The sequence below is a fragment of the Variovorax xiamenensis genome (assembly GCF_050916385.1).
In the GTDB taxonomy this organism is placed as follows: Bacteria; Pseudomonadota; Gammaproteobacteria; order Burkholderiales; family Burkholderiaceae_C; genus Variovorax.
Genome location: NZ_CP139038.1, coordinates 4307358 through 4325634, shown reverse-complemented (window position 1 = coordinate 4325634; position 18277 = coordinate 4307358). Strand labels below are relative to the sequence as shown.

General features: G+C 68.8%; 17 protein-coding genes. 5 read left to right on the top strand and 12 right to left on the bottom strand.

Going from position 1 to position 18277, the window contains the following annotated elements; translation table 11 throughout:
* Window positions 1–33 precede the first annotated feature (33 nt).
* From SFB74_RS19700 to SFB74_RS19690, 3 genes are read left to right on the top strand one after another with little or no spacing between them, the layout of a single operon-like run.
* Window positions 34–501 carry a hypothetical protein gene (locus tag SFB74_RS19700; protein WP_432725947.1) on the top strand — a complete coding sequence of 156 codons (468 nt, stop codon included), beginning with the start codon at window positions 34–36 and terminating at the stop codon, window positions 499–501.
* Window positions 502–508: 7 nt separating this feature from the next.
* Window positions 509–985, top strand: a complete 477-nt coding sequence (locus tag SFB74_RS19695) for a ribonuclease HI family protein (RefSeq protein ID WP_432725946.1) — start codon at window positions 509–511, stop codon at window positions 983–985.
* A gap of 46 nt (window positions 986–1031) precedes the next feature.
* Window positions 1032–1280 (top strand): DUF3297 family protein, encoded by a 249-nt coding sequence (locus SFB74_RS19690; protein ID WP_432725945.1) that lies wholly within the window; start codon window positions 1032–1034, stop codon window positions 1278–1280.
* A 15-nt stretch (window positions 1281–1295) separates the two neighbouring features.
* Here the strand turns inward: SFB74_RS19690 and SFB74_RS19685 are convergent, their stop codons facing one another.
* Both SFB74_RS19685 and SFB74_RS19680 read right to left on the bottom strand, forming a co-directional pair.
* On the bottom strand, window positions 1296–2324 hold the full coding sequence (locus tag SFB74_RS19685; RefSeq protein WP_432725943.1) for a DUF2272 domain-containing protein: 1029 nt from the start codon (window positions 2322–2324) through the stop codon (window positions 1296–1298).
* Between the two features lie 43 nt (window positions 2325–2367).
* Window positions 2368–3567 (bottom strand): FAD-dependent oxidoreductase, encoded by a 1200-nt coding sequence (locus SFB74_RS19680; protein ID WP_432725942.1) that lies wholly within the window; start codon window positions 3565–3567, stop codon window positions 2368–2370.
* A 163-nt stretch (window positions 3568–3730) separates the two neighbouring features.
* Between SFB74_RS19680 and SFB74_RS19675 the strand changes: the two genes are divergently transcribed.
* Window positions 3731–4486 carry an AraC family transcriptional regulator gene (locus SFB74_RS19675; protein WP_432725941.1) on the top strand — a complete coding sequence of 252 codons (756 nt, stop codon included), beginning with the start codon at window positions 3731–3733 and terminating at the stop codon, window positions 4484–4486.
* 10 nt (window positions 4487–4496) lie between these two features.
* Here the strand turns inward: SFB74_RS19675 and SFB74_RS19670 are convergent, their stop codons facing one another.
* The 6 genes from SFB74_RS19670 to SFB74_RS19645 all read right to left on the bottom strand — a co-directional run bounded on the left by SFB74_RS19670 (window position 4497) and on the right by SFB74_RS19645 (window position 11191).
* Window positions 4497–5273, bottom strand: a complete 777-nt coding sequence (locus SFB74_RS19670) for a DeoR/GlpR family DNA-binding transcription regulator (RefSeq protein ID WP_432725940.1) — start codon at window positions 5271–5273, stop codon at window positions 4497–4499.
* A 171-nt stretch (window positions 5274–5444) separates the two neighbouring features.
* A complete protein-coding gene (locus tag SFB74_RS19665) occupies window positions 5445–7652 on the bottom strand; it encodes a phosphocholine-specific phospholipase C (protein ID WP_432725939.1) in 2208 nt (735 codons plus the stop codon).
* 37 nt (window positions 7653–7689) lie between these two features.
* On the bottom strand, window positions 7690–7878 hold the full coding sequence (locus SFB74_RS19660) for a hypothetical protein (RefSeq protein ID WP_432725938.1): 189 nt from the start codon (window positions 7876–7878) through the stop codon (window positions 7690–7692).
* Between the two features lie 51 nt (window positions 7879–7929).
* A complete protein-coding gene (locus SFB74_RS19655) occupies window positions 7930–10017 on the bottom strand; it encodes a LamG-like jellyroll fold domain-containing protein (protein WP_432725937.1) in 2088 nt (695 codons plus the stop codon).
* A 237-nt stretch (window positions 10018–10254) separates the two neighbouring features.
* Window positions 10255–10791, bottom strand: coding sequence for an SRPBCC family protein (locus SFB74_RS19650; RefSeq protein WP_432725936.1), 537 nt, complete (start codon window positions 10789–10791; stop codon window positions 10255–10257).
* A 49-nt stretch (window positions 10792–10840) separates the two neighbouring features.
* Window positions 10841–11191 carry an ArsR/SmtB family transcription factor gene (locus tag SFB74_RS19645; protein ID WP_432725934.1) on the bottom strand — a complete coding sequence of 117 codons (351 nt, stop codon included), beginning with the start codon at window positions 11189–11191 and terminating at the stop codon, window positions 10841–10843.
* Between the two features lie 182 nt (window positions 11192–11373).
* Here SFB74_RS19645 and bla point away from each other — a divergent pair, with 182 nt between their 5' ends.
* Window positions 11374–12261, top strand: a complete 888-nt coding sequence (gene bla / locus SFB74_RS19640) for a class A beta-lactamase (RefSeq protein ID WP_432725933.1) — start codon at window positions 11374–11376, stop codon at window positions 12259–12261.
* Between the two features lie 15 nt (window positions 12262–12276).
* Here bla and SFB74_RS19635 read toward each other — a convergent pair whose 3' ends face one another.
* From SFB74_RS19635 to SFB74_RS19620, 4 genes are all read right to left on the bottom strand, one after another.
* Window positions 12277–13164, bottom strand: coding sequence for an amidohydrolase (locus SFB74_RS19635; protein WP_432725932.1), 888 nt, complete (start codon window positions 13162–13164; stop codon window positions 12277–12279).
* Window positions 13165–13222: 58 nt separating this feature from the next.
* Window positions 13223–13660 (bottom strand): hypothetical protein, encoded by a 438-nt coding sequence (locus tag SFB74_RS19630; protein WP_432725931.1) that lies wholly within the window; start codon window positions 13658–13660, stop codon window positions 13223–13225.
* Window positions 13661–13734: 74 nt separating this feature from the next.
* Window positions 13735–14553, bottom strand: coding sequence for an OmpA family protein (locus SFB74_RS19625; protein WP_432725930.1), 819 nt, complete (start codon window positions 14551–14553; stop codon window positions 13735–13737).
* A 46-nt stretch (window positions 14554–14599) separates the two neighbouring features.
* Window positions 14600–18235 (bottom strand): ESPR-type extended signal peptide-containing protein, encoded by a 3636-nt coding sequence (locus tag SFB74_RS19620; protein WP_432725929.1) that lies wholly within the window; start codon window positions 18233–18235, stop codon window positions 14600–14602.
* Window positions 18236–18277 lie beyond the last annotated feature (42 nt).

Sequence of the window (18277 nt, the reverse complement as noted above, 5' to 3'; positions counted from 1 at the left end):
TTTCCAACCTTTTCCTGGCAACCGACCCAAGCGATGCGTTCCCTGGCCATCTTCCTGTCGATCTCCGCCGCGGCGCTCGGCGCGCATGCCGCGGAGGTGGTGCGCTGCACCGATGCCAGCGGGGCGATTTCGTACACGAATGTTGCATGCCCGCCGGGGAGCAAGCAGTCGCGGCAGGTTCCGATCCTCGAGTCGCCTCCGGCCGATCCGGCGCGTCGCGACTACCCGCCGCCGCAGGCCTACACACCGCCGGTTTCTCCGCCCAATCAGGTCGCGAGCAATCCGCCCTCGGGCCCGGCCATCATTCCGCGCTACCCGGCCGAGGCACAGCCGCAGGCGGCGGCCGATCCGCCGGGTGTCGTGATCCTGAGCCCCGATCCGTACTACGACGGCGTGCGACCCATCCGCAGGCCGCGGCCGCCGCATGCGCACGACTCCGGTCCGCCGCCCGGCCAGCGGCCCTGCCAGAACCTCGCGGGCATCAAGCGCAACAACTGCTGAAGCCAGGATGAGCGTGGGAGAAGAACAGGGTTCCGGCAGCCTGCCGTGGACCGTCTACTGCGACGGCAGCGCCATGCCCAATCCGGGCCGCATGGGCGTCGGCGCCGTCATCACCGCGCCCGACGGCAGCCGCCACACACTGTCGCAGGCCACCCACACCACGGGCTGCAACAACGAGGCCGAGCTGAGGGCGCTGACGCTCGCGCTGCAGGACCTGCGCGAGCGCGGCGCGACGGCGGTGCGGGCCTACAGCGACAACAGCATCCTGGTCGAGCAGCTCGGCCCGCCCGGGCCCGAGCCGGTCGCGCCGATCGTCAGGCTGGCCGGCCTGTTCGACGAGGCCCGGGTACTGCTCGGCAGCTTCGACGACGCGCGCGTGCAGTGGATTCCGCGCCACCGCAACGGCGAGGCCGACGCCTTGGCACGCGCCGCGCTGGGCTTCGGCCCCAAGCCGCCGGCCCGCCGGCATCGCAAGCGCAGATAGGCACGGACAAGAGGGGCGCTTCCGGGAGCCCCTATCATCACGCGCCATGACAGAAGCCACTTCCCGCCCACCTCTTCCCGACCATCTCTCCATCGACCCGCGCAGCCCGCACCATGTGGCGACCGCGTTCGAGCACGACATCGGCATCCGCTTCAACGGCAAGGACCGCCTCGACGTCGAGGAATACTGCATCAGCGAAGGCTGGATCAAGGTGCCCGCCGGCAAGACCCTCGACCGCAAAGGCAAGCCGCTGCTGATCAAGCTCAAGGGCACGGTCGAGGCGTACTACAAGTAACCGCCACCCGTCCCTTCAGCGCCACTGCAGCAGCAGCGACCAGGGCTGCCGGCTCATGTGGCGATCGATGCACCCCGGCGCGCCCGCCGTGTCCGGTGCGCATCCTTCGGGCAGGTAGCTCGGGTCCAGCCAGCGCGTGCCGGGCGCGAAGTCGAGCCGGCGCCGCGTGACCGACTGCAGCACGTTGCCGCCCACGGTGTCGAAGCCCGTGGCATCCACCGCCGCCACCACGTCGCAATGCATGGGCAGCGGCTCGCCACCGGTGTCTCGTGCGGCCAGCACCTCGCCGATCTTGTCGAAGGTGTCGAGCCCGGCGCCCGTGCCGCGCGCCTGACAGACCAGGTCGCCGACGCGCGGCGGGGTGCGCCTCAGGTCGCAGGCCCGCATTGCATAGCGCGTGCCGCGGCCCGAAGCTTCATCGATGCCGGCCTGCCACGCGGCTCCTGCGTAATCGGCATGCGCTTCGGAAAATACGAATTCCTCTTCCGCCAGGCCGGCCTGCCGCGCCAGCCAGCTGATGAAGGCTGCCGACCATGGCGTGTCGATCACCGCGACCCGTGCCAGCGCGGCCTGAACGGCGCGCAGCTCCGCCGAATCCAGCCCCTCGTCGGGCCCAACGCCCATGCCTTGCAGCCGCCCGGCCGTTGCCTCGTTCAGCGCCTGCATCAGCAGATGTCGGTCGGCCGGGCGCAATGCGCCGAAGCGCACTTGCGAGGGCAGGCGGGGATCGACAGCCTTCCAGTAGCCCAGCACTCGCTGCCAGGGCGCGAGGCCGGGCACCGTGCGGCGCGTGTCCTCCGCTTCGGAGTCGCCGGCCTCGGTCATGCGGCCTGCGGCATCCATCGCCTGGCCGCCGAAGGCCTCGTGCTCCTGCATGGCGAAGGTGGCCATGGCGAGCGCGCGCGAGGGTGGCGGAATCTGCGTGGCGGTGTCCAGGCAGCCCGGCGCTGCGAGCGCCAGCGCGGGCAACAGGGCGCCGCACAGCAGTGCTGCACGGAGCGAGGATGAAAGAAGAGGCTTGGCGGAGGTGTCGTGTCGCGGCATGTGGTCGCGCAGCATAGCCCGGCGGCTGCATGCCGACGTACCTTCAGGAGGCGTTCGACGTGCCGGTATCGAACAGGCTGCGGGCACCGTCGTTGGAGGCCGTGATGGCGGCCTTGGCCCATGCGCGCATCGCGGTCTCGTAGCTGGAAACAGCGGCGCGCGAGCAGCCCTCGCTGGCGATGGCATTGGCGAGTGCAGCCGCGTCCCGCAGCGCCGTGTTGGCGCCGACGCCGCCGGCTGGGCTCATCGCATGGATCGCGTCGCCGAGCAAAGTCACGGGACCGGGGCTCCATGTCGCGATCTCCGGTGGCGAACTGCGCACCGGCAGCACCGCCAGAGTGCGGAGGTCTCCGTGCGCGAACAGCGTACGAAGCAGGGGATGCCATTGCCGGACAACCGTCTCGACGAGCGCCGGTAGACGGGTCTGTTCCGGCAATGGCTCCGCACCGAGCCCCAGCCTTGCGCGGGGGCCGATGAACGCCCAATAGAGATAGTCGTCGACTGGGCCCAGTCGGCAGGCTGGCGCCATGGCCGGGAGCGGCTGCGGGAACAGCATCGGGTCCAGGATCACAGCAAAGCCGTCGGCGAAGATCACGGAGGTGCCCGCCCAAAGGCCCGTGCCGAGGCGCTCCAGCAGTGCCTCGGTCGCGATGGTCTTGCCGTAGATGCAGGCCGCGCCGGTGTCGACAGGCTCGGCCTCGGGAGCGAGTTGTCCGCGCACGGCCGAATTTGCGCCGTCGGCGCCGACCAGCAGCGTCGATCTCGTCTCCTCGCCGTCCTCGAAGACGACGCGCACATCGTTGTCGCCGATCGCGTCGAAGCGGCGAAAGGCCTTGCCGAAGTGCACGCGGTCTTTCAGGCCGCACATCAGGATCTCCCGCAGCGTCTGGCGGTTCGCGCTGAGGTCGTGGGGTCTGGAGGGCTCGTCGCCCGGACCCGATGTGCGCCAGCTTGCGGCGGGCCGCCCGGGCACAGGCTCCAGATCGCTGCCCAGAAACCGCACGCCGGCGGATCGGCCGCCGCAGCTCTGCCGGAACAGTTCGTAAAGCTCCGGCGGCAGGCATCGCGACAGCGCTTCCTGCCCGTCGGCATCGATCCTGATCCGATACCCCTGGCTGCGGCTCGCGGCAGCCCGATCGCGCTCGTAGACGTCGAAAGAAATGCCCGCGCGCCGCAGGCCCTGGGCGAGGCAGAGGCCGCCGAGGCCCGCGCCGATGATCGATACATGTGATTGCTGCTGCATCCGTTGTTTCTCCTTGTCCGTTCGTTCGAGGCTAAGTGCCGGATGTCATGGCCTGATAATTTCATCGGGACGAAAAACAATGAGAAACGGCCAACATCGATCATCTCCAGCGAGGGCGGATGGAAGCGCGTCTTCAGACCTCAGCGAGCGCGCCGACGGCCCGGTGCTTTTCGCGTTCTGGGGCAGCGACGAGCCCGAAAGCGAATTTCGGCTCGGCACGCGCGAATACGACTGGCACAGCCACGTGCGAGGCCAGCTCTTCTGCATCGATCGCGGACTGGTGCGGGTTCGCACAGCGCGGGGCGCGTGGCTGCTGCCGCCGAATCGCGCCGGATGGATTCCGCCCGGCGTCGATCACAAGGTGAGCGTGAGCGGCGCCCTGAGCGGCTGGGGCGTGATGCTGCGGCCCGACGTCGGCACCGGTCTTCCGGAAGAGCCCTGCGTGATGGGCGTCGGCGAGGTGCTGCACGCACTGGTGCGCCGCGCCGCGAGCTGGAGCGGCAGCGAGCATCTGCAGTCCGAGCAGGAGCGACTGGTCGCGGTGCTGCTGGACGAGATCCGGCTCGGCCCGCGCGAGCCGCTCGGCTTGCCGATGCCGACCGAGCGCCGCCTGGTGACGATGGCCAATCTGCTGATCGAGCATCCGGAAGACTCGCGAACGCTCGACGAGCTTGCGGCATGGGCAGGCCTGTCGGCACGAAGCGCGCGCAGGCACTTCGTCGCGCAGACGGGCATGAGCTTCATCCAGTGGCGCCAGCAGGCGCGGCTTGCGACGGCGCTGGAGAGGCTGGCGAACGGCGAGTCCGTCGCGGGCGTTGCCGATGCGCTCGGCTATGCGACGCCGAGCAACTTCATCGCGATGTTCCGCAAGGCCTTCGGCGAGTCGCCCGGCCGCTATTTCTCGCGGCGAGGCGGTTGAGCCTTTTGCGTCAGGCCAGGATCACGCGCTCGCACGCCTTGCGCAGGCCCGGCAGGCCCGGCAGCTCGCGCGCCTTTGCGTCGGTGATCACCACGTCGATGTCGGCGGTGCGCGAGTAGGTCACGCGGCTGGCCTGGCCGATCTTGGCGTGGTCGGCCAGCAGCACCAGTTGCTGCGCCTGCTCGGCCATGGCGCGCGCCACGGTGGCCTCGTGGTGCTCGAAGCTCATGGCGCCGTGCTTGGCGTGCAGGCCCACCGGCGACAGCAGCGCGATGTCGGCGCGGTAGCGGTGGATGGCCTCCACCGTGGTGTCGCCGAAGGTGGCCTGGGCCTTCACGTCGATCTGCCCGCCCAGCAGGATGGTCTGGTTGCCGGTGAGCCGGCCTTCGCCCGCGCCCGCGAGCTTGAGCGCGATGCTCAGCGAATTGGTGATGACCGTCATGCCGCTGAGCGTGGCGATCTCTTCCGCGCAGATCGACATGGTGCTGCCCGCGTCCATGAAGATGGTCTGGCCCGGCTGGAGCAGGGCGACGGCGGCCTTGGCGATGGCGCGCTTCTCGCGCTGCCGCGCCACCAGCCGTACAGCGAGCGGGGGCTCGGGCTCGGCCTTGACCGCGATGGCGCCGCCGTGCACGCGCCGCAGCTCGCCCAGGCCTTCGAGTTCGACCAGGTCGCGCCGCACCGTCTCGCGCGATACGGCAAGGTCCTGCACGATGCGCTCCACGCTCAGCCGCGAGAAAGTGGCCAGCAGGCTGCGGATACGCAGGAATCGTTCTTCTTGGAGCATGGAAACGCGGCTATGGGAAGAAATGAAAAAGGCGGCGTCGGCAGGGACGGCCGCCCCGAACAGGCGCGGAAGCCGCGCCATTGTGCCCGCGCAAATGCGTGATCACGCGACCACGCGATCGTGACGGCGGCCGGCGGTCCCGATGCGGAGCGCGCCGGCCGGATGCCATCGTCAGAGGTCGGCGAGGCCCATCGCCGGATCGCTCACCGAATGCCTGCCGGTCTCGACGCGGCCTGCAAAGCGGCGATAGAAGGCCGGATCGGCATCGCAGGTGACCGCGAAGTCGTACCACTGGCCGCTGCTCGCGAGCACCCATGCCTGCTCGGCCTTGGCGCCGCCGGCCACGGTGGCGCTCCACGGGCCGTCGTCGCGGTAGGCCTTGGCGCGCACCGTGAACTTGCAGTTGCCGCCGCCGCCGTTGAGCATTTCCACCGAGACGTTGCCGTTGGTGACGTCGTAGCACACGCGCACCTCGGGGTTGGGCACGCCGCCGGCGCGAAGCCTGTTGAGGTCGCCCTTGAAGTGGCGGTGGAAGCCGTTGGGGCCGAGCACCCACAGGTCGTAGAAGCCGCTGTTGTCGCTCGCGGGGTTCCAGGTGTCGTCGAGCTGCTTGCCGGGCTCGACCATGTAGCGGCGCGGCAGGCGGTCGAGGTTGAGCTTGTCGTAGACGTGGAACACGGCCGCGGCCTTGCCGCTGTTCTTGAAGATCAGCCGCATCTGGCCGGCGGTGGCGTCGGCGCGTCCGCTCACGTGCAGCTCGTAGGGCAGGGCGCGCGAGGGGCGGGTGCCGGTGGCCTGGCGGGGCAGTTGCGGGTCGAGCGGCAGCGCAACCTGCGCCAGCGCCTGCTGGTCGGCGCGCAGCTTGTCGGCGGCGTCCTTGGTCGTGCGTCCCGACAGAGTGGGCAGTGCCTCGCTGTTGGGCGTGGCGAAGTTGAACGCGCTCGTGAGGTCGCCGCACACCGCGCGGCGGAACGGCGAGATGTTCGTTTCCTTCACGCCGAAACGTGCTTCGATGAAGCGCAGCACCGAGGTGTGGTCGAAGGCCTGCGAGTTGACCCAGCCGCCGCGGCTCCAGGGCGAGATGACGTACATCGGCACGCGCACGCCGGGGCCGTAGACGCGTCCGTCGGGCGCGGGCTGGCTGCTGGTGCCCGGCGGCTTCGGGTGCGTGAAGCGCTCCACGGCGAGGTCGGACTCGGGCAGCGTGGTCTTGCCGGCCATCGTGCCGTCGGGGTTGAGCGACGGTGCGGCGGGCGAGGGGTAGTGGTCGAAGTAGCCGTCGTTCTCGTCGAAGTTGATGAGCAGCACGGTCTTGCTCCACACGTCGGGCGCGGCGGTGAGTGCGTCCAGCGCCTGCTGGATGTACCAGCCGCCCTGCACGGGGCTCGACGGTCCGGGGTGCTCGGAATAGGTGGCGGGTGCGACGATCCACGACACCTGCGGCAGCTTGCCGTTCTTGATGTCCTGGCGGAACTGCTCGAGGAAGCCGCCGTCGGGCATGGTGTTGGCGATGCCCTTGTAGAGCGGGTTGCCAGCGTCGTCGCTCGCCGGGTCGTAGGCGGGCGAAGCGGCGCCGTTGCTCACCGGCTTGCCCGAGGCTTCGTTGGCCTTGCGGTACTGCTTGAAGCCGGCCAGCGGGTTGTCGGTGAAGTTGTCGGGCATGTTCTGGTAGATGAACCAGCTGACCTTGGCTTCCTGCAGCCGCTCAGGATAGGTCTTCCATTCGTAGCCTTCTGTCGAGGCACCGATGTCGTCCCACTCGTTGACGACCGAGGCAACGCCCGCGACGCCGGTGCCGACCTGGCCCGATGGGCCGTTGGTGCCGGTCCAGTGGAACATGCGGTTCGAGTTGGTGCCCGTGTGCATGCTGCAGTGATAGCCGTCGCACAGCGTGAAGGCATTGGCCAGCGCGAACTGGAAGGTGACTTCAGCTTCCTTGAAGTAGCCCATCGAGGCATTGTTCTTGTAGCGCGGCCACTGGTAGGCGCGGCCGCCGTCCCAGGCGTTCTGGCCGTCGCCCCACGAGTGCGGCGTGCCGCTCACGCGCTGCGCGTTGCCTTTGCGGCTGTCGAGGTGGTAGGGCAGTATGGGCTTGCCGCTGGCATCGCTTTGCTGCCACACGTTCAGGCCCTTGGGCAGCGGAATGGTGAAGCGGTCGCCGAAGCCGCGCACGCCCATCAGGGTGCCGAAGTACTGGTCGAAGGAGCGGTTCTCCTGCATCAGGATGACGATGTGCTCGACGTCCTTGATGGTGCCGGTGGCGTTGTTGGCCGGAATGGCGAGCGCGCGGCGGATGCTGGGCGGAAAGGCCGAGAGCGCGAGGGCAGCGGCACCGGTGGTGGCGGTGCTGGTGAGGAAGTTGCGACGGGAGTTCGTCATGGGCTTGTTTTTCTCTTGCTGGGACATGGCGTTGAGTTCAGGGTGCGCAGCTCTTCACGGGCGCGGCGCCGGTATCGGGTTGCGTGGGCGTGGTGGGCGTGGTCGGGGGCGTCGGCGTGCCGCCGACGAAGCCACCGCCTCCGCCGCTGCCGCCACAGGCGGACAGGACGCAGGCCAGGACGAGCGCGGGTGCGAGACGCGCGAAGGAGCGGGGGTGAACTTGCATGGTTGGGGTCCTCTTGGGGCGTTGTTGTCTTGAAGCAGGAGGTGATCGGGGTCAGGGCAGCGTCGACAGCGGCTGGCCCGACTTGAAGATGCTGCTGAGCTCGTCGCTCGTGAGCGCGCGGTTCCAGATCGCGAACTCGTTGAAGTCCATGGCGCCGCGCGGCGAGGTGCTCTCGCGCTGGTAGTACAGGCCGGTGCCGTCCTCGTTGAGGCCAAGGCCGTTGCCCAGGCCGCCGAGCTTGTCGACCAGCGCGGTGGTGATGGCGGTGCTGTTGGTCTGGATGCCGCGCACCGGGTCCATCACGTAGCCGCGCATGGTGAGCGCTGCCTTGTCGATGACCATCGCCACGTAGGCCCACTGGCCCGCGCTCAGGCTGTAGCCGTTGCTGTCGGCGCGCGCGCTGCCCGTGCCCACGTTGAAGCGGATCTCGCAGCTGCCGAAGAGGCCGATGGCCAGGCCCGCGTTGCCGCCGGTGGTGTAGTTCTTGTTGCCGATCACCGTGCCGCCGTTGCTCACCCCCTGGCTGCAGGTGGCATCCGTGCGCACCCAGAAGCCGATGGTGAAGGCCGTGACCGCGGCGTTGGTGGTGACGTCGTTGCTCTGCACGAGGCGGTAGCCGGCCATGCCGCTGGCGTTCTTCACCGTGCTGTCGACGCGCAGCGCCTTGGCCTTGTACGGAGCCTTGAAGCCGTCGTCGACCACCGAACCGCCGTTGGCGTCGGCTGCCCAAGGCGCGAGCGTGGAGGCGTTCTTCGCGTCGACGCCCGGCAGGGTGTCGAGCGGGTAGTAGTTGAGGAGCCCGTTCGCAAGCGTGGGGGCCAGCGTGACGGGGGCTTCCGGTGCGACATAGGCGATCTGTGCGGCAAGCGCGACGCTGGCTTCGCCCGAGACCACGGTGTACTGGAAGGCGTAGAGCCCGTCGCTCGCGGCGACGATGGGGTCGGTGTAGGCAGTGGTGCCGGCCGGCAACGTGGCCACGACCTTGCCGTCGCGCAGGACCTGCACCGCGGCAGTCGTGACGCCGGTGAGGGTCCACGAGAGTTCGATGCTGCGCTTGTCCGCGCCCGTCTTCGCCGAGAGGCTGCGCAGCGAGGTGGATGCCTGCAGGGCCTGTCCGGCGAAGCGATAGTCGGCCGCCGCGGGCAGTGCGCCCAGGTGGCGCAGCACGGTCGGGGCGATGTCGGTGGCGGCCGCGAGGGTGAGCAGCGTTGCGTCCGCAGGAGCGGCCGCGCCGACGCCCGGCTGCGCCGCGAGCGTCTTGTTGCTCGCGATGAAGATGGTCTTGTTGCTGTTGTCCTGCAGGCCCGTGGCGCTGCCGAAGGCATCGAGGCCGTGTCCGGTGGTGAGGATCACCAGCCAGTCTTCCTTCGGATCGTTGGTGGTGCGCTGCGCGATGCGTGCGAGCAGCCGGCCGATGCCAGTGGCGGTGTCGGCGATCGAACGCTGGTATGCGTCGCTCTTCAGGCCGTCGCCCGCAGCCGTGGCCGGCGCGCCGTATTGCGCCACCAGCAGGTCGTAGCCGGCGTCGATGAGTTGCGAGGTGCGGTCCGTAACGCAGGCGTCTGCGCCCGCGCAGTCGATGGCGCTGTCCACCGTGCCGGCTTCGTTCGAGAGCAGCAGCGGATACAGCGCGCCCGAAGTGACGGAGGCCGTCTTGTAGCCCGCCGCCTTGTTGTTCTGTCTTGCGAGAGCGAAGACCGAGGGTGCGAGCTTGACGTCGATGCGCTGGTCGCTGGTGTCCCAGCGCACGTTGTGGCGCTGTGCCCAGGTGCCGGTCAGCAAGGTGGCCCAGCCGGGGCCGTCGGTGGTGCGCTGCTCGCTCTGCGTGCCGTTGGCGCCGCCGGTCCAGGCCGGTGCCACGCGCAGCGATTGCAGGGCCGGCACCTTGTTCTGTGCCATCGCATCGCGAAGCGCCGAATGCGTGAGGCCATCGACTTCCACGACCAGTGCCTTGGGGCCGCTCTTGCCCTGGTTGACGGTCGGGGCCGGTGGATTGCTGCCGCCGCTGGTCGGCGGAGTGCCGATGAGCGGAAGGCTGGTGCCGCCGCCCCCACCACCGCCTCCGCAGGCCGCGAGAAGCAGCAGCGCGCATGCGCTTCCCCACGCCCGCGTGCGGCGCGCGTTCATTCCTCTGGTCATGTTTTCCCTCGAAGTATTGAGATGCCTGCCCCGGTGCGAACCGGAGGTGCCTGGGTTTCCGTATGTGCTTGTGCAAACAAGTGCATTTGCAACAAAACACACAAATGCTCTGAATGCCTCGGATATTGCGTTCACCGAGTGACAGCGGTTTGACAAGCCTTCGGAACTTCGAGGTCCGAAAAAAGAAACGGGGCCCGAAGGCCCCGTGAGAGAAATATGAAAGGAGGAAGCCGCGGCTCAGCGGATCTGCGCCTCGTATGCCGTACCGAGTTCGACGAGATTCGTCCAGAAGCCCTGCGGCTTGTTTCCGGCCAGCACGTCGATGAGCACATCGATATGCGCATGCCAGCCGCTCGCCACGCTGAGCATTCCCTTGCGGCTGGCAAGGCGCCTGTGCGTGAGCACCAGCCGGGTGCCGTCGCCCTGCGGCGTGAGCTCGAAGGTGACTTCCGACGGCGCGGCGCTTCCTTCGTCCCAGCTGATCGTCAGCAGCTTCTGCGGCTCCATGCGTAACAGCCGCGACTTCTGGTGGATCGGCTCGCGGCACTCGGCGTAGCGGTCGGGCGCCACTTCGCCCGTGAGCTTCGTGTGCTCGAAGCGAAGCTCGAAGAGCTCGCCGGACTGCTTCGGCAGCGCACCGCCTGCCAGCCAAGTGGCGCGCTTGTCGGTGTCGACGAGATAGGCCCACACGCGATCGATGGGGGCGGGCAGGGTGCGCTCCATGCGCAGGGTGCCGGGCTCGACCTGATTGCCCAGGCTGTGCTTGATCGTCATTTGCTGTTGCTCCTTGGGTTGGATGAGGAAGGGATGTGAAATGAAAGACTCACTTCTTGCGGGATGCCGCATCGCGCCGCAGCTCCTGCTCCAGCGCGTCGAGACGGTTGCTCCAGAAGCCTTCGTAGTAGCGCAGCCATGCGTCGGCCATGGCCAGCGCGGAAGGCTCCAGTCGGCAGACATGCGCACGGCCCTGCACGGTGCGCGAGACGAGGCCCGCGCGCTCCAGCGTCTTCACGTGCTTGGAGGCTCCAGCGAAGGACATGCGAAAGGGCGCGCCCAGTTCGCCCACGCTGCACTCGCCGTGCGACAGCAGCTGCAGCATGGTGCGCCGCGTGCTGTCGGCGAGGGCGTGGAACACGGCATCGAGCCGATCGTCTGCAAGTTCTAGTTCAACCATGAGGTTGAATATAGGCGCATTCCCGGAAACATTCAACCGTATGGTTGAGCAATGGGGCGAATCGATCCGTTACAGCCGATACACCCGGGACGAGAATCGCGCGCCGGAGGCTGGATCGCCCGCAGGGGCGCTCCTAGGATTCGCTTCGTTCCATCCACTCGCAGAAAGAAAGAGAAAACGAAATGAACCCTCCAGTCCAGCGCCGCACCCTGCTGCTCGGTGCTTCCATCCTGCCGCTAGCAGGCGCGTGCACCGCGTGGTCCGGCGCAGGGTCGCAGCCTTCTGCCGAGGCGCAACTGGCCGAGCTCGAGAGCGCCGCGGGCGCGCGCCTGGGCGTGGTCGGCTTCAATACCGGCAGCGGCGTGCGCATCCAGCATCGCGCGCACGAGCGCTTTCCGCTGTGCAGCACCTTCAAGCTGATGCTGGCGGCGGCCGTGCTCGAACGCAGCACGAAGGACGCCAGCCTGCTGTCGAAGAACGTGAGCTACGGCAGGAGCGACCTGATCGACCACTCGCCGATCACCGAGAAGCACGTCGCCACCGGCATGACGGTGGCCGCGATGTGCGCCGCCACCATCCAGTACAGCGACAACGCCGCCGCCAACCTGTTGCTGCAAGTGCTGGGCGGCCCGGCTGCGGTCACCGCCTTCGCGCGCGGCATCGGCGACCAGACCTTCAGGCTGGACCGCACCGAGCCCGAGCTCAACACCAGCATTCCCGGCGACCCGCGCGACACCACCACGCCGGCGGCGATGAGCGACAGCATCCAGCGCCTGGTGCTGGGCGACGCGCTGGGTGCCGGACAGCGCGACCAGCTGCGCACCTGGCTGCTGGGCAACACCACGAGCACCGAGCGCTTCCTCGCGGGCGTGCCGGCCGGATGGAAGGTGGGCGACAAGACCGGTTCGGGCTCCTACGGCTCCACCAACGACGTCGGCGTGCTGTGGCCGCCCACCGGCGCGCCGATCGTGCTGTCGGTGTACCTGACCTTCCCGAAGAAGGATGCGAAGGGCCGCAACGACGTGGTCGCGTCGGCCGCTCGGATCGCGGCGGCCGCGCTGGCTGGCTGAAAGGGCTCCGCGGGCTCAGCGCAGTCCGAACAGTCCGGCTGCGTTGCCCCAGGCGATGCGCTGCGCCACGTCGTCCGGCAGGTCGCCGAGCCAGACGCGGTAGCCGTGCATCGTTTCGTCGTAGGCGCTCCAGCGCTGGTTGATCCAGGTGTCGGAGCCGACCATGAAGCGTCCCGGGTACTTGAGGATCAGCGCGCGCCACTCGGGGCACAGCCTGCCGCCCTCGCAGGTGAGTCCCGGCCGGTACGAGAGCTCGCCCATCAGCAGAGGGTAGCGCTCCAGCATCGCCTGCACCCGCTCCACGGGCGTGCCGCCGATGCCCGTGTGGGCCCAGATCAGTCGCAGCGATTGCCCCTTCGACGGCGCGTTCGCCATCAGCAGGTCGACCGCCACGTCGTCGACGTGCGCGAGGACCGCGAGCTTCTCCTTTTCGGCCAGCACGATCAGTTTCTTTGCCACGGGACCGTTGGCATTGGCGCTGTCGTACAGATGAAATTCCCCGAGGCCGCGATAGGGTCCGCTCGCGGTGCCGCGCGCAAGCTCGGCCTGCACCATCTCGTAGATGGTCTCGTCGCGGAACCAGTTGGTGTAGTCGTCGCGGTTGCGATAGAGGCGCACGAAGGGCACCACCGTCACGCCCGCGGCACGCGTCTCGCGCGCCGCCGCCAGCGTCTGCGTGCCGGCATTGGGGCGCGAGTTCGCGATGATCGCCCTGACGTCGTTGCGCTTCATGCGCGCGAGCGCCTCGGAGGGCGGGAAGGGGCCCGTGTTGCCGTCCCAGGCTTCCTGGTTGTAGTGCAGGTGCGTGTCGAAGAGGGGGCCTGTGTATGGGGCCTGCGTTCCTTGTGCGAACGCGGTGCCGGCGGCCAGGAGCATGGCGATGGCAGGTGCGACGGCTCTCATGCGTACCCCTCGAGATGAAAGGAGCCGGATTATCCGGGCCCTTGCGCAGATTCCCGCGCTAGAGCTTTCTCCATTCAAGGCCATCGGCCGAGCGATAGGTGCCGCCGCTGGCGCAGCAGCCGCCCGCGCCGAAGGCACGTCGTCCGAGCCTTGCCGTGACCTGTCCTGCATCGAAGCTCAGCGACTGGCGCTCGCACGCGGTCGGGAACGGATATGGCTCGGGAGCCAGCACGCTCTTCCATTCGAGCCTGCCTTGCGCAGTCTGCTGGACGCGCAGGACTTCGCAATCGTGAACGACCAGGTGCACCGGCCGGCCCGCGAGCGTGCCCTGGAACACCTGTTCGGGAGGCGCTGTGCGAATGGCGATTTCTTCCGCGCTGGGTTGCGCAGCCGCAGGAGAGTCGATGCGGTCGCAGGCGACGAGAAAAAGAAGGCCCGCTGCGCTCGCGATGAGCGCGAGCAGGCTACGCAACGGATGCCGGGGTGATAGCGACATGGAGTCTTGCCGGAGGGTGTCCCAAGAACCCGCCAGACTACCAGCGTGCAGCCGCCGGCCCGGCTGGGCCCGCTTCAGCTGCCGCCCACCACGTCGATCTCCACGCGCCGGTTGGGCTGCAGGCATCGCACGAGTTCCGGCGTGGCGCGCGTGCCTTCGCAGTCGCTCACCACGGGCTGGCGCTTGCCCATGCCGGATGCGCGCACCTTGCTTCTGTCGATGCCGGCCTGCACCAGAAGATCGCGCACGCTGTTCGCGCGCGCCTGCGACAGGGCCTGGTTGTAGGCGTCGGTGCCCAGGCGATCGGTGTAGCCGGTGACGGTCACGTAGTGCAGCACCTTGAAGTTGGCCTGGATGTCGGCAGCCAGGCGCGCCACGCGCTGGCGACCTTCGGGCAGCAGGTCGTCGGGTCCGGAGCCGTCGAAGCGAAAAAGGCCGTCGGCATTCAGCGTGACCTTCTGCGGCGGCAGCAGCGTGGGCGACGCGGCAACCGGCACCACCTCGGGCGGCTGCACGAGCAGGGCGCAGTCGGGGTTCTTCCAGTGGGTGCTTTCCACGCGGTACTGGCCCTCGACGCGGGCGAACCGCACCTTCATCTGGCAGGTGACGTAGTCATTGCCCTTGCCGGTATGGAAGTTGAACGCATAGTCCCATTCCGACACGCCGAAGATGCCCTCGCCGAAGTGCGGATTGCCCAGCTCCAGCCGGACCTGGTCCTTGTTCAGCCCGGGCCTCACGCGCCGGACATGGTCGGGGCCGACGAAGTCGCCGGTCTTGAGATAGGAGTCCTTCAGTTCGGGAAACCTGATTCCTTCTTCCGCCGCGAAGGCGCCGCAGGAGGCGCTGGCAAGAAGCACTGCCGCAACAACGGCCGGGATGATTGGTTTTGACATATCTGGCACAGGTGATTGATTCGATCGGTTGGAAGAGGGCACGCGCTCAGTCCCACACACCGCCGATGCCGACGCGGAAGGCGACAGTCCCGCGCGACGTGGCCGATGCGCCGCCGGTGACGCTCCAGCGGCCGTTGTCGGCGGTCTTGCGCAGCGAGACGCCCATGGCGGCCTGCTGCTCGTAGTACCCCATGCCGGCCGCGTAGGTCAGCTTGCCGGGAACGTAGGGGGCGCTTTCCATCGCCATCGCCGCGGCAACGCCTGCGTAGGCCTTCTTGCCGACGTCGTCGATCGTCTTGCCCATCTGGTTGATGCGCGCGTCGGTGTAGGCCGTGTTCGCCGCGCTGACCTGGTTCAGCTGCTGCACGTTGACCGCATCGGTGGGCGCCACGCCGGGCGCCACGTTGTGCACCGTCACCGGCCCCATGGAGCCGCCGTTGCCCATCGTCACGCTGTTGTAGTTGACCGTGCCGTCCACGTTGGTGTCGTAGCGCACCGCGCTCTGCTGCACCGCCTGCAACTGGCGCACGTTCACCGCGTCGGTGGCCTGCGTGCCGCCGGCCACGTTGGTGATTTGGCGCTCGTTGCCGACGGAGCCCACCGACACGCCGCCCTGCGTCGACAGCACCGAGACGTTCGAGAACAGTTCCTTCTGTCCGTTCATGCCGGCCCGATCTGCGGTGGCACCGTTGCCGATGGCCACGCCGTTGCTGCTCGTGGCGACGGCATTCGCACCCAGCGCGATGCTGCCCGCGCCGTTGGCCTGCGCGCCGTTGCCCGTGGCGATGGCACTCGCGCCCAGCGCGATGGCCTGCGGGCCGATGGCCACGCTCTCCGCGCCTGCGGCCTGCGAGTCGGCCGCCTGCGAGTTGGCGTGGAAGTACTTGATGCCGCCACCGGTCTGGATGTTGTTGATCGCCTGGTTGGTCGCGTAGAGCTGGCTGCCGTTCACCGCGTCGGTGCTGGTGGCGCTGAGCTGGCCGGCGGCCACGTTCTGGATCTGGCGCTCGGCGCCCGCGCTGCCCACGCTGACCACGCCCGCGGGGTTGGCGCCCGCGAAGTTGTAGGTCTGGCCCTGGATGGTGACGCTGGCCGTGGGTGTCGCGGCGGTGGTGGTGGAGCCGTTGCCGAGGGCCACGCTGTTGTTGGTGGTGGCGGTTGCACCGGTGCCGACGGCCACGCTGTTGTTGGCGTTGACGACCGCACCCGAGCCCACGGCGGTGCTTTCGCTGCCGGTGGCGACCGGCGCCGAGTAGCTGGTGGTCTGCGAGCCGGTGATCCACTTGTTGCTCGCGGCCACGGCCTGGGTGGCCACTGCCTGCAACTGCGCCACGTTGACCGCGTCGGAAAGCGCCGTGCCCGCGGCCACGCCGGTGATCTGGCGGTACACGCCGTTGGCCGCGTCGCCGACAGACACGGCGCCCAGCGTGCTCGCGGTGTTGGCGATGTTGGTGCCGGCCGCCGCGGTGGTGCCGGTGCTCGGGTCGTAGCCGACGACGCCGGCTGCGGTGGACGCAACCGAGTTGCTGCCGAGCGCGACTCCGTCGGCGGTGCTGACGAGCGAATTCCTGCCCAACGCGACCCCGCGGTCCGCGTCGACGATGGCCCTGTTGCCGATTGCCACGGTTTCGCTCGTGGCGATCGCCGGCGCGGAGGTGACGACGTTGCCGTTGCGGTCGAGGAAATCGCCGGTGGCCTGATCGACGGAATAGCCGGTGCCCGCCGAGGTGCCGATGGCGACGTTGCCGCTTCCGTTCGTGCCGATGCCGGCGTAGCTGCCGGAGGCGTAGTTGTCGCTGCCGGTGGTGGCGAAGCCGGCGTAGTTGCCGATGGCCGTGTTGCGGTTGCCGGTCACCTGCCACGCCGCCGCGTTGCCGAAGGCGATGTTCGAGTCTCCGGTGACGAATTCGCCGGCGGCGAAGCCGAACGCGGTGTTGCCGCTGCCGTTCACCACCGAGCCCGCCACCGCGCCGAATGCGCTGTTGTTGTTGCCCGAAGCCTGGGTGCCGGCGCCCGAGCCGATGTAGGAGTTATGGTCTCCGGACGAATTGGAGCCGGCGCCATCGCCGATGAACACCGCGCTGCTGGTGGTCGCGCCGCTTCCGGCGTTGAGGCCGATGGCCGTCGTGAAATCTCCGGCGGCGGTCGCGCCCGATCCGATCGCGACCGCGGCCGCGCCGGCTGCGCTGGAGTTCAGGCCGACGGCCAGCGCTCCCTGGCCCGCGGCGTTGGCGTTGAAGCCCGTGGCCACCGCCTGCTGGCCGGCGGCGCTCGCACGCGCGCCGGCTGCGATCGAACCGATGCCCGAAGCGCCGTCGTTGGCGTAGTTGCTGCCGGTGGTCTGGTCGGTCGAATTGACGCTGTAGTAGTGCACGGCGCCTGCCGCCGCCGCCGCGCTCACCGCCTTCAGCTGGCTCACGTTCACGGCGTCGGTGTCCACGGTACCGGCCGCGAGGTTGGTGATCTGCCTGTACTGGCCGTTGCCGCCGACGCTGACTGCGCCGAGGGTGCTGGTAGTGGTACTGATGGCCGCCGCCTGGGCGGCGCTGGCGCCCGTGGGCGCGTAGCCGGCCATGCCCGCCGCGGTCGTCGCCTGCGAGCCGCTGCCGAGCGCCACGCCGTTCGCGACCGTCACGCCCGTGGCGTTGCCCAGCGCCGTGGCGTTGGCCACCTGGATGTTGACGCCGTTGCCCAGCACGAAGGTGTTGCTTGCGCCGCTGCCGATGGTGTTGTTGTTGCCAACGCTGTAGCTGTTTGCGCCGTCGATGATGCTCGGGTCGCCGATGGCGCCGCTGTTGTTGCCGGTAACGGTGTTGCCGGTGCCGATGCTGATGCTGTTGATGCCGATGGCTTGTGCGCTTTTGCCAATGGCCACGGCCTGCGCGCCGATAGCGCGGCTGCTGTCACCCAGGGCCGTGCTGGAGTCGCCTTGGGCATTGGCTGCCACGCCGAAGGCGGAGGCGGCATTTCCCGCAGTGGCGGCGGCGATGCCGACCGCCGTCGAGTTCGGGCCGGAGGCCAGGGTCGGGTAGATGGCCGCAGTGCCGTCGCTTGTGAGGCTGCTGGCGGAAATCGCGATGGCGCCTTGTCCGGTGGCTCGCGCACCGGCGCCGATGGCAGTGGCCGTGGTGGTGCCTGACCCGCTGGCGAACGCCTGCGGGCCGATGGCGACCGTGTCCGGGCTCGCGGCGCTGGCGAACTTGCCGATGGCAACGGCGCGAAGCCCCGTCGCGGCGGCGTCGTTGCCTATTGCAATGGATGAGTTGCCCGAGGCGGACGTGGTCTTCGACCCGATCAGGATCGCGTTGGCGCCAAGGTTCGTGGACACCAGGGCCGACAGTGCCGCTACGTCCGGATACCCCGAGGCGGCGCCGGGAACGCCGGTGATGGTGGCGAAGCCGCCGCTGCCGTTGGGCACCTGGCAGGTCCAGGTCGACGAGGCCGTCGTAGGCCGGTCCGGCGTGGTGCAGACGGCGCCCCCTGAGTTGTCGATCTTGACGGGGCCGATCGCGGTGTCCGCGCGCGCCTGCATCGGGGCTGCCATGGCCAGCAGCGTGACCCCCGCCGCCGCGACGAGTGTGCCGCGCACCGAGCCCCGCGCGCCCCTGGAGCGCGTCGTTTCCGCGGCAGCCACGAAGGCCCCGAGTGCCTCGCTCCAGACGGAGCGGTAGATTCTGTTCATCACGAATATCCAGTTAAGGGCGCCTGCCGAGCCTTTGGCCGC

Coding starts and splice junctions, on each gene's coding strand:
- SFB74_RS19700 (WP_432725947.1), top strand. CDS start 34: ATGCGTTCCCTGGCCATCTTCCTGTCGATCTCCGCCGCGGCGCTCGGC.
- SFB74_RS19695 (WP_432725946.1), top strand. CDS start 509: ATGAGCGTGGGAGAAGAACAGGGTTCCGGCAGCCTGCCGTGGACCGTC.
- SFB74_RS19690 (WP_432725945.1), top strand. CDS start 1,032: ATGACAGAAGCCACTTCCCGCCCACCTCTTCCCGACCATCTCTCCATC.
- SFB74_RS19685 (WP_432725943.1), bottom strand. CDS start 2,324: ATGCCGCGACACGACACCTCCGCCAAGCCTCTTCTTTCATCCTCGCTC.
- SFB74_RS19680 (WP_432725942.1), bottom strand. CDS start 3,567: ATGCAGCAGCAATCACATGTATCGATCATCGGCGCGGGCCTCGGCGGC.
- SFB74_RS19670 (WP_432725940.1), bottom strand. CDS start 5,273: ATGCTCCAAGAAGAACGATTCCTGCGTATCCGCAGCCTGCTGGCCACT.
- SFB74_RS19665 (WP_432725939.1), bottom strand. CDS start 7,652: ATGACGAACTCCCGTCGCAACTTCCTCACCAGCACCGCCACCACCGGT.
- SFB74_RS19660 (WP_432725938.1), bottom strand. CDS start 7,878: ATGCAAGTTCACCCCCGCTCCTTCGCGCGTCTCGCACCCGCGCTCGTC.
- SFB74_RS19655 (WP_432725937.1), bottom strand. CDS start 10,017: ATGACCAGAGGAATGAACGCGCGCCGCACGCGGGCGTGGGGAAGCGCA.
- SFB74_RS19650 (WP_432725936.1), bottom strand. CDS start 10,791: ATGACGATCAAGCACAGCCTGGGCAATCAGGTCGAGCCCGGCACCCTG.
- SFB74_RS19645 (WP_432725934.1), bottom strand. CDS start 11,191: ATGGTTGAACTAGAACTTGCAGACGATCGGCTCGATGCCGTGTTCCAC.
- bla (WP_432725933.1), top strand. CDS start 11,374: ATGAACCCTCCAGTCCAGCGCCGCACCCTGCTGCTCGGTGCTTCCATC.
- SFB74_RS19635 (WP_432725932.1), bottom strand. CDS start 13,164: ATGAGAGCCGTCGCACCTGCCATCGCCATGCTCCTGGCCGCCGGCACC.
- SFB74_RS19630 (WP_432725931.1), bottom strand. CDS start 13,660: ATGTCGCTATCACCCCGGCATCCGTTGCGTAGCCTGCTCGCGCTCATC.
- SFB74_RS19625 (WP_432725930.1), bottom strand. CDS start 14,553: ATGTCAAAACCAATCATCCCGGCCGTTGTTGCGGCAGTGCTTCTTGCC.
- SFB74_RS19620 (WP_432725929.1), bottom strand. CDS start 18,235: ATGAACAGAATCTACCGCTCCGTCTGGAGCGAGGCACTCGGGGCCTTC.